Raw genomic sequence first — 13,276 nt, 5'->3', positions numbered from 1 at the left:
GTCTGAAAAAAACCGTGTGTTACAGGGCGCACAAACCGTGTGAAGCGGATCGGACCGACCCCGAAAAGGGGCGATTGAGAGGAATGACAATGTCGAAACCGATGACCAAGACCCAGCTCGTGGCAGCGCTCGCGGAAGAGATGGGCTCGGACAAGAAGACCGCTTCGGCCGCGCTCGACGCGATTGCCGCCGTCGTGACCAAGGAAGTCGCCGCGGGTGGCGCCGTGACGCTGCCGGGCATCGGCAAGGTCTCGTGCAAGGCGCGCCCGGAGCGCATGGTCCGCAACCCCGCCACCGGCGAGCAGATGCCCAAACCGGCCGACAAGCAGGTGAAGGTCACCGTCGCCAAGGCGCTGAAGGACAGCGTGAACGTCTGATAGGCACGCCGCCCCTTGCGGGCAGCGTTGCATCCGATAGGGTCGCCCTGCGAACGGCAGGGCGGCCTTTTCTTTGGCCGGGAAAGGGTGTGATGGATCTGCGTGCAATCGGCATGGGGCTGGCTTTTGCCCTGATGTGGTCTTCGGCCTTCACCTCGGCGCGGATGATCGTGGCGGAGGCGCCGCCGCTGATGGCGCTGTCGCTGCGCTTCCTGTTTTCCGGGGTGATCGGGGTCGGCATCGCGCTGGCGCTGGGCCAGAATTTCCGGCTCAACCGCGCGCAATGGCGCGCCACGCTGATCTTCGGCCTGTGCCAGAATGCTCTCTACCTCGGGTTGAATTTCGTCGCGATGCAATGGGTGCAGGCCTCGGTCGCCTCGATCATCGCCTCGACGATGCCGCTGATGGTCGCCTTCCTCGGCTGGGCGGTGTTTCGCGACCGGGTGCGGCCGCTGGGCCTCGCCGGTCTGATCGCCGGCGTGATCGGCGTCGCGATCATCATGGGCGCGCGGCTTTCGGGCGGGGTCGATCCGGTCGGCATGGCGCTGTGCTTCGCCGGGGCGCTGGCGCTCTCGATCGCGACGCTCACCGTGCGCGGCGCCGCCTCGGGCGGCAATGTGATGATGATCGTGGGGCTGCAGATGTTTGTCGGCGCCGCGGCGCTGACCGTGGTTTCCGCCTTCACCGAGGACTGGACCGCGATCCATTTCAGCCCCCGGCTGATCGGCGCCTTCGCCTATACCGTGCTCATCCCCGGCGTGCTGGCGACCTGGATCTGGTTCAAGCTCGTCGGCCGGATCGGCGCGGTGAAGGCCGCGACCTTCCACTTCCTCAACCCGTTCTTCGGCGTGGCGATCGCGGCACTGGTGCTGGGAGAACGTCTCGGCATGCTCGATCTTGCCGGCGTCGCGGTGATCGCGGCGGGCATCCTTGCGGTGCAGCTCTCGAAACAGGCCTAGTCGCGGAAAGCCGCGGCGAAGGGCTCGGGCAGCGCGAAATCGGCAAGCGCGCGGGCCCGCCCCTCGGGCGACATCTTGCGCGCGGTCTTCTGCACGATCTTGAGCAGCGCCTCGGGCGACTGGCTCGGCGCGAAGGGCGCGAAATAGTGGCGCAGGAATGTGAAGCAGATCACATCTTCCAGCGCCTGCGTCTCGGCGTCGCGCTTGATCCCCTCCTTGCGCAGCATGGCGCCGGTATGGGCGATGGTCTCGTCATCATAACCCGCCTCCCGCATCAGCCCCATCACCCGCTCGGCATGGCGCCGCCCCTGCTCGCGGCGCCAGGTCAGATAGCCCTCGCGCCCCTCGGGGTAATCGCTGCGCGGAAGCAGCCAGCGCTCGACATGCTGGCCACGCGCGGCGATCTGCAGCGGCTCGGAGGCGTCGGGGAAGAGCCGCGCGAGTTCCGCCGACATCCGCTGGCCGTAAAGCAGCGCGGCGGGCTGGCTTTCCTCGATCGTCGGATCGGCGGCATTGGCGGCGTCGATGGCGCGCAGGACGCGGGAGAGGGGCGTGGTCATGTCGGGGCTTTCCGTGAAAGGTCAAGGCACTGTGCCATGGATCGCCGCAGGGTTCCATGGCACAAGAGCGCAACCAAGGAGGCATCATGACCGGCTGGTTCGAATTCATCCTCGCGGGGGGCGTGTTCATGGGATCGCATGCGATCCCCTCGCGGCCGCGCCTCAAGGCGGCGCTGATCGCGGCGCTTGGGCGGCGGGGCTATGGCATCGCCTTCGGCCTGCTGTCGACCGCACTGCTGTTCTGGGTGATCTTCGCCGCCGGGCGCGCGCCCTTCGTGCCGCTCTGGGATCAGGCGGGGTGGATGCGCTGGATGGTGAACCTGGTGATGCCCGTCGCGATCGCGCTGGGCACCTTCGGCATCGGCGCCCCCAATCCTTTCGCCTTCGAGGGGCGTGCCACGGGTTTCGAGCCGGCGCATCCCGGCGTCGCGGGCCTCACCCGGCAGCCGCTCCTCTGGGCGCTCGCGCTCTGGTCCGGCGCGCATCTGATCGCGAATGGCGATCTCGCCCATGCGATCCTCTTCGGCACGTTCCTCACCTTTTCCCTCGCGGGGATGCGGGCGATGGAGGCACGTCTGCGGCGCAACATCGGCGCGGCGGAATTCGACCGCCTCGCCGCCCATACCGGGCTTATCCCCTTCGCCGCGCTGCTTGCCGGGCGCTGGCGGCCACGGCGCGGCCCCTCGCTCCTGCGCCTCGGCATCGCGGTCCTCGCCTGGGCCGCGATCTGGCATCTGCATGCGCCGGTGATCGGGGTGACCCCGATCCCGTGACCGCAGGCGCGGCTTCAGCGCAGCGCGTTCAGCAGTTTCTCGGTGACATAGCCATCGGGCGCGACGCCATGGGCGCGCTGCCAGGCCATCACCGCCTCGATCGTGTTCGGGCCGATCTTGCCGTCGGCGCCCTGCGTGTCGTAGCCCGCCGCCGTCAGCCGCTTCTGCACCTCGATCCGCTCCGCCTCGGTCAGCGCGCGCCCGTCGCGCGGCCAGGGGTGGATGAAGGGCCCCTTGCCCTTGAGCCGGTCGCTCAGATGGCCGACGCCGATCACATAGCTGTCGGCGGCGTTGTAGCGCGAGATCGCGGTAAAATTGCCGAAGATCATGATCGCCGGCCCCTGCGCCCCCGCCGGCAGCAGGATCGAGGCGGCGCCATAGTTCGGCACCGTGCCACCCGTCGCCGCGCGCACGCCGAGCGCCGCCCAGTCGGAGGGCGACTTCTTCACCTTCTTGCCGGCAAGCCCGTAGTTGAAGCCCTGCGGCAGCGTGACCTCGACGCCCCAGGGCTGCCCCTTCGACCAGCCCGAGCGCGCGAGATAGGCGGCGGTCGAGGCCAGCGCATCGGCGGGGTTGTCCGACCAGATGTCGCGCTTGCCATCGCCGGTGAAATCGACGGCGTAGAGCAGGTAGGAGGTCGGGATGAACTGGGTATGCCCCATCGCCCCGGCCCATGACCCGGTCATATGCATCGAATCGGTGTCGCCCGATTGGATGATCTTCAGCGCGGCGATGAACTGGCTCGCAAAGAAGCTGCCGCGCCGCCCGTCATAGGCGAGCGTCGCCAGCGCCGGCAGGATCAGCGTGCGGCCCCGGTTGTTGCCGAAATTCGACTCCATCCCCCAGACCGCGACGACGACCTCCTTGTCGACGCCATAGCGCGCCTCGATCTCGCGCAAGAGCGCCGCATGTTCACGCAGCGCCAGCTGCCCGTTCGCAATCCGCGTGTCGGAAACGGCGCTGTCGAGGTAATCCCAGATCGTCTTCGTGAATTCCGCCTGATTGCGGTCGCGCTCGATCACCTTCGGATTGTAGCGCAGCCCGCGCGTGGCGCGATCCCAGGTCGTCTCGCTGATGCCTTCGGACATCGCGCGCGGCTTGAAGGTCGCAAGCCAGCTTTCGAACCCGGCCTGGGTCTGCGGATCCACCGGGGGAATTTCGTCGATCATCTGCGCTCCGGCAGGTTGCTGCGCGTGCCCGGCCGGCCCGCCACAGGCGGCAAGCGCGGAAAAGGCGACGAGGGAAATGACGATGGGTTTCAATGCGCGTTTCATGGACCTGCTCGACTGTTTGCCGTTTCGCAACAGTCTAGCAGGCCCGGGGCCGGGCGCAAACCGGCTTGGCGAAAGCCCGCTCAGGCTTTCTCGTCACCGTAGAAGGGCGACATCTGCGCCACGATCACCGAGTTTTCGTCAAGCGCGCGGCTCATCAGCGCGCGCTCCTCCTCGCCGATCTCGTGGCCCTGCTTCTCGCGCTCGGCGAGCGTGCCGTAGCCGGTGACGTCGAGCGGGGCGAGATCGGCCTGCTTCAGGATCGCCACCGTCTCGCGCACCGCCTCGGCCTCGTCGACGCCGCTCGCATAGCAAAGGAGCCCGGCGCCGGTCGCACCCTTCGGCAGGCCGTCATTCTCATGACGGCCAACCTCGACGAGCAGGGTGAACACCTGCTGCGGGCGCTTTTCTTTCGCGGCCTTTTCGGGCACGGGCTTTTCGGGCGTGTCGCTCATCAGTCGCGCAGCAGCTCGTTGATCGAGGTCTTCGAGCGGGTCTTTTCATCGACGCGCTTCACGATCACCGCGCAGTAGAGGTTGATCCCGTTCTTCGAGGGCATCGAGCCGGCGACCACCACCGAATAGGGCGGCACTTCGCCATACATCACTTCGCCGGTCTCGCGATCGACGATCTTCGTCGACTTGCCGATGAAGACGCCCATACCAAGCACCGAACCCTCGCGCACGATGCAACCCTCGACCACTTCCGAACGCGCACCGATGAAGCAGTTGTCCTCGATGATCGTCGGGCCGGCCTGCATCGGTTCGAGCACGCCGCCGATGCCGACGCCGCCCGAAAGGTGCACATGCTTGCCGATCTGCGCGCAGGAGCCGACCGTCGCCCAGGTGTCGACCATCGTGCCCTCGTCGACATAGGCGCCGAGGTTGACGAAGGAGGGCATCAGCACCACGCCCGGCGCGATATAGGCCGAACGCCGCACGACGCAGTTCGGCACCGCACGGAAGCCGGCATCGCGCCAGTCGTCGGTGCTCCAGCCGCGGAACTTGCTGTCGACCTTGTCCCACCAGGCCGAGCCCTGCGGCCCGCCCGACTGGATCTCCATGTCCTTCAGGCGGAAGCCGAGCAGAACGGCCTTCTTCGCCCACTGGTTCACATGCCAGCTGCCGTCGGCCTGTTTCTCGGCGACGCGGATCTTCCCCTTGTCGAGCGCATCGAGCGTTTCACGGATCGCCTCGCGGGTCGGGCCCTTGGTCTGCGGGGTGATCGTGTCGCGGGTCTCCCACGCAACTTCGATGGCGGCTTCGAGTTGGCTGTTCGGCATGACCGGCTCCTGTCTCGCGGTTTCAGGTGGCTTTTGCAGGTCCCAGCCTATAGTTGGAAGAGCAAGCCGGCGCAATGAGCAGGACCGAAATGACCCACGACCAGCGCAGCCATACTTTCCGCGATTCGATCCAGGACGCACAGGCCGCCGACCGCATCCCCGACACCCCGCAGACCCGCGCCCCCGCCTATCGCCTCGCCTTCACCGACGACGATTTCATGATGCGCTCCGAGCTGCGCCCGGTGCGGCTGCAGCTCGAACTGCTCAAGGCGCAGATGGTGCTCGACGAACGCGGGATCGAGGGCACGGTGGTGATGTTCGGCGGCGCGCGCATCCCCGCGCCGGACCGCAAGGACACGGCCAAGACTCCGGCCTTGGCCGAGCTCTCGCATTACTACGAGGAGGCGCGCCAGTTCGCCGCCGCGGTCACGGCGCGCTCGCTCGAACATTACGGGCGCGATTTCGTCGTCTGCACCGGCGGCGGCCCCGGCGTGATGGAGGCGGGCAACCGTGGCGCGCATGAGGCCGGCGGCCAGTCGATCGGCCTCAACATCCTGCTTCCGCACGAGCAGGCGCCGAACCAGTGGGTAACGCCGGACCTCAGTTTCAATTTTCACTATTTCGCGATCCGCAAGATGCACTTCCTGATGCGGGCGCGGGCGGTGACGGTGTTTCCGGGCGGCTTCGGCACGCTCGACGAGATGTTCGAGGCGCTGACCCTGATCCAGACGCGGCGGATGCGGCGGATCCCCTTCATCCTCTTCGGCGCGGAGTTCTGGAGGAAGGTCGTGAACTGGGAGATGCTGGCCGAGGCGGGAACGATCTCGCCGGCCGATCTCGAACTGATCTCCTTCGTCGAGACCTCCACCGAGGCGCTCGCGATCATCGACGCATGGGATTACGACTGTGAGTGAGACGGGGATTTCGCGCCGGCAGCTGGCGCTGACGCTGATCGCCGGTTTCGCCGCGGTGGCGGTGGCGGGGGTGCTGCTGCGCCCGCTCGTTCCGATCGACGAGACGCGCTATGTCGATGTCGCCTGGGAGATGCGGCTGCGCGGCAGCTGGTTCCTGCCGCTGAAGAATTTCGATCTTTATACCGACAAGCCGCCGCTGCTGTTCTGGCTCATCAACCTCGTCTGGACCGTGACCGGAGGGGTCACCGGTTTCGCCGCGCGCCTCGTCGCGCCGGCCTTTGCGGTGGGGGCACTGCTCGGCACCTGGGCGCTCGGCCGCCGGCTCTGGGATGACGCGACCGGCGCGCTGGCCGCCACCATTCTCGCCGGGATGTCGATCTTCGCGATCTACGGCGGGGCGACGATGTTCGACACGCTCCTCGCCTGCGCGACGCTCGGCGGGATCTGGGCGCTGCTCGACGCCTTCCGCGCGCCGCGATTCGACGCCCGCTCCTGGGCGCTCCTCGGCCTCGCGCTGGGATTCGGCGTGCTGGCGAAAGGGCCGGTGATCCTGTTCCACCTCGGCCCGGTGATCGCGGCCTTTCCGCTCTGGAGCGCGCCGAACCGCCGCCCCGCGGGGCGCGACATCGCCCGTGGCCTCGGCCTCGCGCTGATCGTAGCCCTCGCCATCGTCGCGCTCTGGGTGGTCCCCGCGGCGATCACCGGTGGCGCGGAATATCGCCACATGATCCTCTGGGAGCAGACCGCGGGCCGCACCGTGCAAAGCTTCGCCCATGCGCGGCCCTGGTTCTGGCTGATCGCGACGCTGCCGGCGGTGCTCTTCCCCTGGATCTTCGTGCCCGGGCTCTGGCGCGGCTTCGCCACGCTGCGGCGCGACGATCGCGCGCTGCGCCTCGTGCTGGTGCAGGCGCTCGCCGGGCTTGCCCTCTTCTCGCTGATCTCGGGCAAGCAGATCCATTACCTCATTCCCGAACTGCCCGCCGTGGCGCTGATCTTTGCCCGCGCGCTGATCGGGGACGCGCGCGACATGAGCCGCGACTGGCGCGGTGCCCTGCCCGTGGCGCTGATCACCGCGCTCCTCGGCATCGGCCTGCTTGGCGTTGCGCTCGGCCTCTGGGGCGATGCGAAGACCGCCGCGCTGATCGCCCCCCTGCCCCCGGTCGCGGCTTTCGCGGCGCTCTGCCTGCTGCTTGCCTTCGCCGCGCTGCGCCTGCCGCGTGCGGCGGGGATGGCGACGCTCGGCCTCGGCCTCGTGCTTGGCCTTGCCGGGCTGATCGGCACCACCGCGCTCGAGCCCGCCTATGACAGCGCGCCGATCGCGCATGAGCTCGCCGCGCATGAGGCGCAGGGCATCGCCGTGGTGACCGATCGCTACAATGCGGAATTCGGCTTCGAGGGGCGGCTGACGCAGCCCGTCGATCTGCCCGAACCGGATCAGGCCGCGGGCTGGCTTGCCGCGCATCCGGGCGGGATGCTCGCGGGCGAATGCAAGGCGGTGCCGCTCGATCCGGCGCAGGCGATCAAGGTGTTCTTCTACGGCGCCGACTGGTGCCTGTGGGAAGCCCCGACCAAAACGCCCTGAGCTTTTCCTGGCCCAAATACTCATCCCCGGCCGCCATCGGCGACCGGGCGCGGATCAGAGACCGGCTTCCGAGGCGATCTCGGCGCGCGACTTGCGCGCGCGTTCGGTCGCGGATTTCAGCTGCCCGCAGGCGGCCATGATATCCTCGCCGCGGGGCGTGCGGATCGGGCTCGCGTAGCCCGCCTTGTAGATGATATCGGCGAAGGCCTCGATCCGCTCCCAGTCCGAGCGCTGATAGGGCGCGCCGGGCCATTCGTTGAAGGGGATCAGATTGATCTTCGCCGGGATGCCCGAAATCAGCTTCACCAGCCGCCGCGCGTCCTCGTCACTGTCGTTCACGCCCTTGAGCATGACATATTCAAAGGTGATCCGCTCGCTGTTCGAGAGCCGCGGATAGTCGCGCAGCGTGTTGAGCAGCGTCTCGATGTTCCAGCGCTTGTTGATCGGCACCAGCTTGTCGCGCACCGCATCGGTGGTGGCGTGGAAGGAAATCGCGAGGAGACAGCCGATCTCCTCGGCGGTCTTCGCGATCTCGGGCACCACGCCCGAGGTCGAGAGCGTGATGCGCCGGCGGCTGAGCGAGAGCCCCTCGCCATCCATTACCACGGCCATCGCGTCGCGGACATTGTCGAAGTTATAAAGCGGCTCACCCATGCCCATCAGCACGACGTTCGAGACAAGCCGAGTCTCGTCCTTCGGCTCGCCCGGTTTGGGCCATTCGCCAAGGTCGTCGCGCGCCACCATCACCTGGCCGACGATCTCGCCCGCGGTGAGGTTGCGCACCAGCTTCTGCGTGCCGGTGTGGCAGAAGGAACAGGTCAGCGTGCAGCCGACCTGACTCGAAATGCAGAGCGTGCCGCGGTTTTCCTCGGGGATATAGACGGCCTCGACCTCATGGCCGCCGGCGATGCGCAGAAGGTATTTCCGCGTGCCGTCGAGCGAGACCTGCCGCGTCACCACCTCGGGCACGGCGATCTCGAAATTCTCGGCCAGAAGCGCGCGATAATCCTTCGCGAGGTTCGTCATCTCGGCGAAATCGCGGATCCCGAAATGGTAGATCCACTGCCAGATCTGGCCCACCCGCATCTTGGCCTGCCGCTCGGGCGTGCCCGCTTCGATCAGCGCCGCGCGCAGCTCCTCGCGGGTCAGCCCGACGAGATTGCGCTTGCCGCCCTCGGGCAGCTTGCGCGGAATGGTCAGCACGTCTTGCGTGATCGGGGCTTCGGGCTTGGTCATGGCACGGATCCGGGTTGCGAAGCGCTTCATATAGGGGATTCGCCCCCCTTCGGGTAGTGCAAATGCAAAAGCCCCGGCAGTGCCGGGGCCTGCGCGCCGTTTCAGGCGATCACTTGCAGCGTTTCGCCGCCTCGTCCATCGCCGCGGTGAAACCCATCAGCGAGAAGGTATCGGCGGTCTGCGTACCACGGCCCGAATGCGCGGTCAGCGTCACGTCGGCGCCGCCCTTCATCGCCGCGACGATCTTCGCATCGTCGTCGGCCGAGCCGGCCCAGGCACCCTCGCCATCGGTGAAGAGGGTGAATTTCTGGCCGTTGTTGACCGTGAGATCGACGGTCGAGCCCGAGGCGAAGGGATAGCCGCCCATGAAGGAGACTTCGCCGTTCTTGCCCGGACGGAAGGTCACGAAGAGCAGGATGTCGCCGCGGCGCACCTGCACCGGCTTGCCGTCCTTGGTGTTCACCGTCTTCTTGGGCGAGGAGACGCCCCAGCATTCCTTCGGGCTGTCCTCGACGAAGACGCTCCAGTCGGTCTTTGCTGCGACCCGGTTGGAGGTCTCCTGCGCGCCTGCGACGCCCGTCATCAGAAGCGAAGCGGCGACGAGAGCGGCGCTGCGCTGAACGAATTTATTCATGGTTACAGCCTCCAGCTGCCTGTGCCTCTGAACCCGCCCGGGGCCTTTGGCCCTTTTTTGCAATGGCGGACGCGATTTCAACTCGATATTCCACAGATAACGCAAAAGTGCCGGTCGGGGAAAGCCCCGACGGCGGGAATTCGCGCATGCGTGAGGAGTATACCATGACCGCAGTACCGATGATCGAACTCTGGCGCGGCGGACTGCTGGAATCGGTGCATGCCGGCCATGCGGTCGTGTTCGGTCCGGGCGGGGTGGAAATGGCCTGGGGCGACCCGGAGACGGTGATCTTCCCGCGCTCCTCGTGCAAGATGCTGCAGGCCTTGCCGCTGCTCGAAAGCGGGGCCGCCGATGCCGCGGGGCTGAGCGAGCGCCAGCTCGCGCTCGCCTGCGCGAGCCATTCGGGCGCGGCACTGCACCGCGATGCGGTGGCGAGCTGGCTCTCCGATCTCGGCATGGCGGAGGGCGATCTGCGCTGCGGCGTGCACATGCCCTGGGACAAGGCGGAGAACACCCGCCTCACCTGCAGCCATGACGCGCCTTGCCAGCTGCACAACAACTGCTCGGGCAAGCATGCGGGCTTTCTCACGCTGAACCGCCACCTGAAGGGCGGCAGCGAATATGTCGAGATCGACCATCCCGTGCAGCGCGCGGTGAAGGCGGCCTTCGAGGAGGTCACGCAGGAAACCTCGCCGGGCTACGGCATCGACGGCTGCTCGGCGCCGAATTTCGCCTGCACGGTGACGGGCCTCGCCCGCGCGATGCAGTTCTTCGCCGCGGCAAACCCCGAGGGCAACACGCGCGAGGCAGCGGCGGCGCGGCTGACCCGTGCGATGGCGGCCTTCCCCGAGATGGTGGCGGGGGAGGAGCGCGCCTGCACCCGGCTGATGCGCGCCATGGGCGGCAAGGTCGCGGTGAAAACCGGGGCCGAGGCGGTCTATGTCGCGATCCTGCCCGAGCAGAAACGCGGCATCGCGCTGAAGATCGTCGACGGCGGCACCCGCGCCTCGGAGGCAGCGATCACCGCGCTTCTGGTGCATCTCGGCGCGCTCGATCCCGCCCATCCGGTGGTCGAGGCGCTGATCCCGAGCGTGCAGAAGAACTGGCGCGGCTTCGTCACCGGCGACATGCGCCTTGCGCCGGGCTTTGCCTAAAGCATCTGCCACAGAAGCCGCAGCGCCAGCACCGTCGAGGTGGTGACCAGAAGCGGCTTCACGATCTTCGCGCCTTTGCGCATCGCGAGCTTCGAGCCAAGCCGCGCGCCCGCGATCTGCGCCGCGCCCATCGCGAGCCCCACCGCCCACCAGGGCGAACCGGTCGCGGCGAAGGCGACGAGCCCGCCGAGGTTCGAGGCGAAGTTCAGCAATTTCGTATGCGCCGTCGCGCGCAGCACGCCATAGCCCGCCAGCGTGACGAAACCGATCATGTAGAAAGCCCCCGCCCCCGGCCCGATCAGCCCGTCGTAAAAGCCCACAAGCGGCACGACGAGGGCGGTGAAGGTCGCGGCCGGGATGCGTTCGAGCCGGTCGTCGTCGTTCAGCCCCTTCTTGAAGGCGAAGAAGGCGGCGATCGCGATCAGCACCACGGGCAGCGCCGCGCGCAGGCCCGAGGTCGGGATATGGCTGACGAGCAGCGCCCCGATCAGCCCGCCGGCAAAGGCGAGGACCGCCGCGCGCAACTGCCGGCGCAGGTTCACATGGCCCGAGCTCGCATAGCTGATCGCGGCGGTGGCGGCACCGAAGACGCCCTGCACCTTGTTGGTGGAAAGCGCCTGCACCGGGCTCGCCCCCGAAAGCAGCAGCACCGGCAGGGTGATGAGCCCGCCGCCCCCGGCGATCGAATCGACGAAACCGGCGACGAAGCCCGCGCCCACCAGGGCGAAGACCGTCTCGAGGGGGACTTCGAACATGGGATCTCCTGCGAAAGCCCCCTTTCATCCGCCGCCCCCCTGGCAAAGTAAAGCCGCCTTGCGGCGCCCCCGGGCGCGCATTAGCCTGCGCCGCGTCTCGATCCGAGCCGCCTGAAACCGGGGTTCCATGTCTTTCCGTCTTCTCACGATCCGTTTCGATCCCGCGCGGCTGATCCTCGTGGTGATCCCGAAATCGGGCTCGACCACGCTGATCTCCGCCTTTCTGATCCTCGCGGGGCTGGGCGAACAGGCCGCCACGCCGCGCCAGTTCCGCCGCAGCGAGGGCAGCGCCGCGCTGATGGCCGAGCGCGGCCTCGCGATCGACGCGATCGAGCGCGAGGCGCTGGCGCAGCTGCGCAGCGATCTGCCCGATTATCGCTTCGTCACCGTGATGCGCGATCCGGCGCAGCGCTTCCTTTCCGGATATTTCAGCAAGATCAATCGCTTCTGCAAGCGCTTCGCGAAGCCGGTCTATTACTGGGGCAAGCTGTGCCAGGCTTTCGAAGGGCCGAAGGCCTGGGGCGACGTGAACCGCGGCAATGCCCATATGCTGCGCCATGTCTCCTTTGAGCGCTTCGTCGCGGGGTTCGAGGAGCACGGCACCGAATGGGACAGCCATTTCGCGCTGCAGTCGCGGATGATCGGGCTGGCCGAGATCGGCTATGACCGGGTGATCCCGCTCGAGACGCTCGACGCCGATCTGCCGCGGATCCTGGCCGAGCTTGGCGTCGCGCCCGAGGTGCTCGCGCGGCTGACCGAGATGCCGCGGATGAACCGCACCGCGAAAGATGGCGACGGGCGGCAGGCGCTGCTCACCCCCGAGATGCGCGCGCGGATCGCCGCGCTTTATCGCGAGGATTACGACAGCCTCGGGCCGCGCGCGTGAGCACCTATCCCGCCCTCGCCGTCTTTGCCGCCCCCGCCCGCAAGCGCGGCGAGCTCTGGCGCACGGTGATGGGGCTGATGCTGATCGGCGTGCTCTCCTGGGGCGCCGTCTTCGGTGTGCTTGCCCTGATCGGGCTGCGCCTCGGCGAGCTGCGTTTCGCAAGGCTGCTCACCGAGATCGCCCGCGCTGCCTCGCCCGAGGGGCTGATGATGCTGCTTGCGACCTTCGCGCCGATGGTGCTCGCCACGCTCGGCGTCACCCGCGCGCTGCACCGCCGCTCCGCCGCGACGCTCTTCGGCCCGGGCGCGCTGCGCGATTTCCTGCGCATCGTCGGGCCGCTCGTCGGGCTTGCGCTGCTGCTCGCGCCGCTCGCCGCGCTCGACGGCAATGTCGGGCGCTCGGTGCCGCCGCTGACGGTGCTGTCCTGGATGCCGCTCGCGCTGCCGCTGCTGCTCGTGCAGGTCGGGGCGGAGGAGCTGATCTTCCGCGGCTACCTGTTGCAGCAACTGGCGCAACGCTTCCGGTCGCGCTGGATCTGGATGATGATTCCCTCCGCCCTCTTCGGCGCGCTGCATTACGCGCCGGGCGACTTCGGACCGAACGCGATCTGGATGGTGCTCTGGGCCGCGGGCTTCGGCTGCCTCGCCGCCGATCTCACCGCGCGCGCCGGCAACCTCGGCCCCGCGCTCGCCTTCCATTTCGCCAACAATCTCTCGGCGATGTTCCTCGTCGGGCTTTACGGGCAACTCGACGGGCTTTCGCTTTACACCATCGTCATCAACGCCCGCGACCCCGCCGCGGTGGCGCCCTATCTCATCATCGACAGCCTCTCGATGGGGGTGAGCTGGCTTCTCGCGCGGCTGATCCTGCGCCGTTGATTGCATTTCCGCGGC

At 67.8% G+C, this 13,276-nt stretch carries 15 protein-coding genes; 8 read left to right on the top strand and 7 right to left on the bottom strand.

The window, feature by feature from the left end:
- Positions 1–89 precede the first annotated feature (89 nt).
- Together AB7U46_RS02320 and AB7U46_RS02315 are read left to right on the top strand one after the other, a co-directional pair.
- The gene (locus tag AB7U46_RS02320) at positions 90–377 is read left to right on the top strand and encodes an HU family DNA-binding protein (RefSeq protein ID WP_428335315.1); all 288 of its coding nucleotides are present in this window, start codon (positions 90–92) and stop codon (positions 375–377) included.
- A gap of 92 nt (positions 378–469) precedes the next feature.
- Positions 470–1,336, top strand: a complete 867-nt coding sequence (locus AB7U46_RS02315; protein WP_428335314.1) for a DMT family transporter — start codon at positions 470–472, stop codon at positions 1,334–1,336.
- Here the strand turns inward: AB7U46_RS02315 and AB7U46_RS02310 are convergent.
- Positions 1,333–1,896 carry a DUF4202 domain-containing protein gene (locus AB7U46_RS02310; protein ID WP_428335313.1) on the bottom strand — a complete coding sequence of 188 codons (564 nt, stop codon included), beginning with the start codon at positions 1,894–1,896 and terminating at the stop codon, positions 1,333–1,335. The two genes, AB7U46_RS02315 and AB7U46_RS02310, sit on opposite strands and share 4 nt — an antisense overlap.
- 86 nt (positions 1,897–1,982) lie before the next feature.
- Between AB7U46_RS02310 and AB7U46_RS02305 the strand changes: the two genes are divergently transcribed.
- Complete coding sequence (locus tag AB7U46_RS02305) at positions 1,983–2,669, top strand: NnrU family protein (protein WP_428335312.1); 687 nt, start codon at positions 1,983–1,985, stop codon at positions 2,667–2,669.
- Positions 2,670–2,683: 14 nt separating this feature from the next.
- Here the strand turns inward: AB7U46_RS02305 and AB7U46_RS02300 are convergent, their stop codons facing one another.
- The 3 genes from AB7U46_RS02300 to dapD all read right to left on the bottom strand — a co-directional run bounded on the left by AB7U46_RS02300 (position 2,684) and on the right by dapD (position 5,222).
- Complete coding sequence (locus tag AB7U46_RS02300; RefSeq protein WP_428335311.1) at positions 2,684–3,943, bottom strand: lytic murein transglycosylase; 1,260 nt, start codon at positions 3,941–3,943, stop codon at positions 2,684–2,686.
- 80 nt (positions 3,944–4,023) lie between these two features.
- A complete protein-coding gene (locus tag AB7U46_RS02295; RefSeq protein WP_428335310.1) occupies positions 4,024–4,395 on the bottom strand; it encodes a hypothetical protein in 372 nt (123 codons plus the stop codon).
- Positions 4,395–5,222 carry a 2,3,4,5-tetrahydropyridine-2,6-dicarboxylate N-succinyltransferase gene (dapD, locus tag AB7U46_RS02290; RefSeq protein ID WP_428335309.1) on the bottom strand — a complete coding sequence of 276 codons (828 nt, stop codon included), beginning with the start codon at positions 5,220–5,222 and terminating at the stop codon, positions 4,395–4,397. Before dapD ends, AB7U46_RS02295 begins: the two co-directional genes overlap by 1 nt.
- Positions 5,223–5,296: 74 nt before the next feature.
- Between dapD and AB7U46_RS02285 the strand changes: the two genes are divergently transcribed.
- Together AB7U46_RS02285 and AB7U46_RS02280 are read left to right on the top strand one after the other, a co-directional pair.
- Entirely contained in the window at positions 5,297–6,136 is an 840-nt protein-coding gene (locus AB7U46_RS02285) for an LOG family protein (protein ID WP_428335308.1), read from the top strand.
- The gene (locus AB7U46_RS02280; RefSeq protein WP_428335307.1) at positions 6,129–7,718 is read left to right on the top strand and encodes an ArnT family glycosyltransferase; all 1,590 of its coding nucleotides are present in this window, start codon (positions 6,129–6,131) and stop codon (positions 7,716–7,718) included. The genes AB7U46_RS02285 and AB7U46_RS02280 overlap by 8 nt, the downstream gene beginning before the upstream one ends.
- Positions 7,719–7,772: 54 nt before the next feature.
- On the opposite strand, the gene rlmN is transcribed toward AB7U46_RS02280, so the two are convergent.
- Both rlmN and AB7U46_RS02270 read right to left on the bottom strand, forming a co-directional pair.
- Positions 7,773–8,954 carry a 23S rRNA (adenine(2503)-C(2))-methyltransferase RlmN gene (gene rlmN / locus AB7U46_RS02275; RefSeq protein ID WP_428335306.1) on the bottom strand — a complete coding sequence of 394 codons (1,182 nt, stop codon included), beginning with the start codon at positions 8,952–8,954 and terminating at the stop codon, positions 7,773–7,775.
- 109 nt (positions 8,955–9,063) lie between these two features.
- Positions 9,064–9,588: an invasion associated locus B family protein gene (locus tag AB7U46_RS02270; RefSeq protein ID WP_428335305.1), complete on the bottom strand. Its 525-nt coding sequence runs from the start codon at positions 9,586–9,588 to the stop codon at positions 9,064–9,066.
- Positions 9,589–9,752: 164 nt separating this feature from the next.
- Between AB7U46_RS02270 and AB7U46_RS02265 the strand changes: the two genes are divergently transcribed.
- Positions 9,753–10,742, top strand: a complete 990-nt coding sequence (locus AB7U46_RS02265) for an asparaginase (protein WP_428335304.1) — start codon at positions 9,753–9,755, stop codon at positions 10,740–10,742.
- Here AB7U46_RS02265 and AB7U46_RS02260 read toward each other — a convergent pair.
- Positions 10,739–11,497 (bottom strand): TSUP family transporter, encoded by a 759-nt coding sequence (locus AB7U46_RS02260; protein ID WP_428335303.1) that lies wholly within the window; start codon positions 11,495–11,497, stop codon positions 10,739–10,741. The genes AB7U46_RS02265 and AB7U46_RS02260 overlap by 4 nt on opposite strands.
- Before the next feature lie 127 nt (positions 11,498–11,624).
- Between AB7U46_RS02260 and AB7U46_RS02255 the strand changes: the two genes are divergently transcribed.
- Entirely contained in the window at positions 11,625–12,383 is a 759-nt protein-coding gene (locus AB7U46_RS02255) for a sulfotransferase family 2 domain-containing protein (protein WP_428335302.1), read from the top strand.
- Entirely contained in the window at positions 12,380–13,261 is an 882-nt protein-coding gene (locus tag AB7U46_RS02250; RefSeq protein ID WP_428335301.1) for a lysostaphin resistance A-like protein, read from the top strand. The genes AB7U46_RS02255 and AB7U46_RS02250 overlap by 4 nt, the downstream gene beginning before the upstream one ends.
- The last annotated feature ends 15 nt before the right edge of the window (positions 13,262–13,276 follow it).

Source organism: Paenirhodobacter sp., from assembly GCF_050177655.1.
GTDB lineage: Bacteria > Pseudomonadota > Alphaproteobacteria > Rhodobacterales > Rhodobacteraceae > Rhodobacter.
This window is presented reverse-complemented; position numbering and strand designations above follow the sequence as displayed.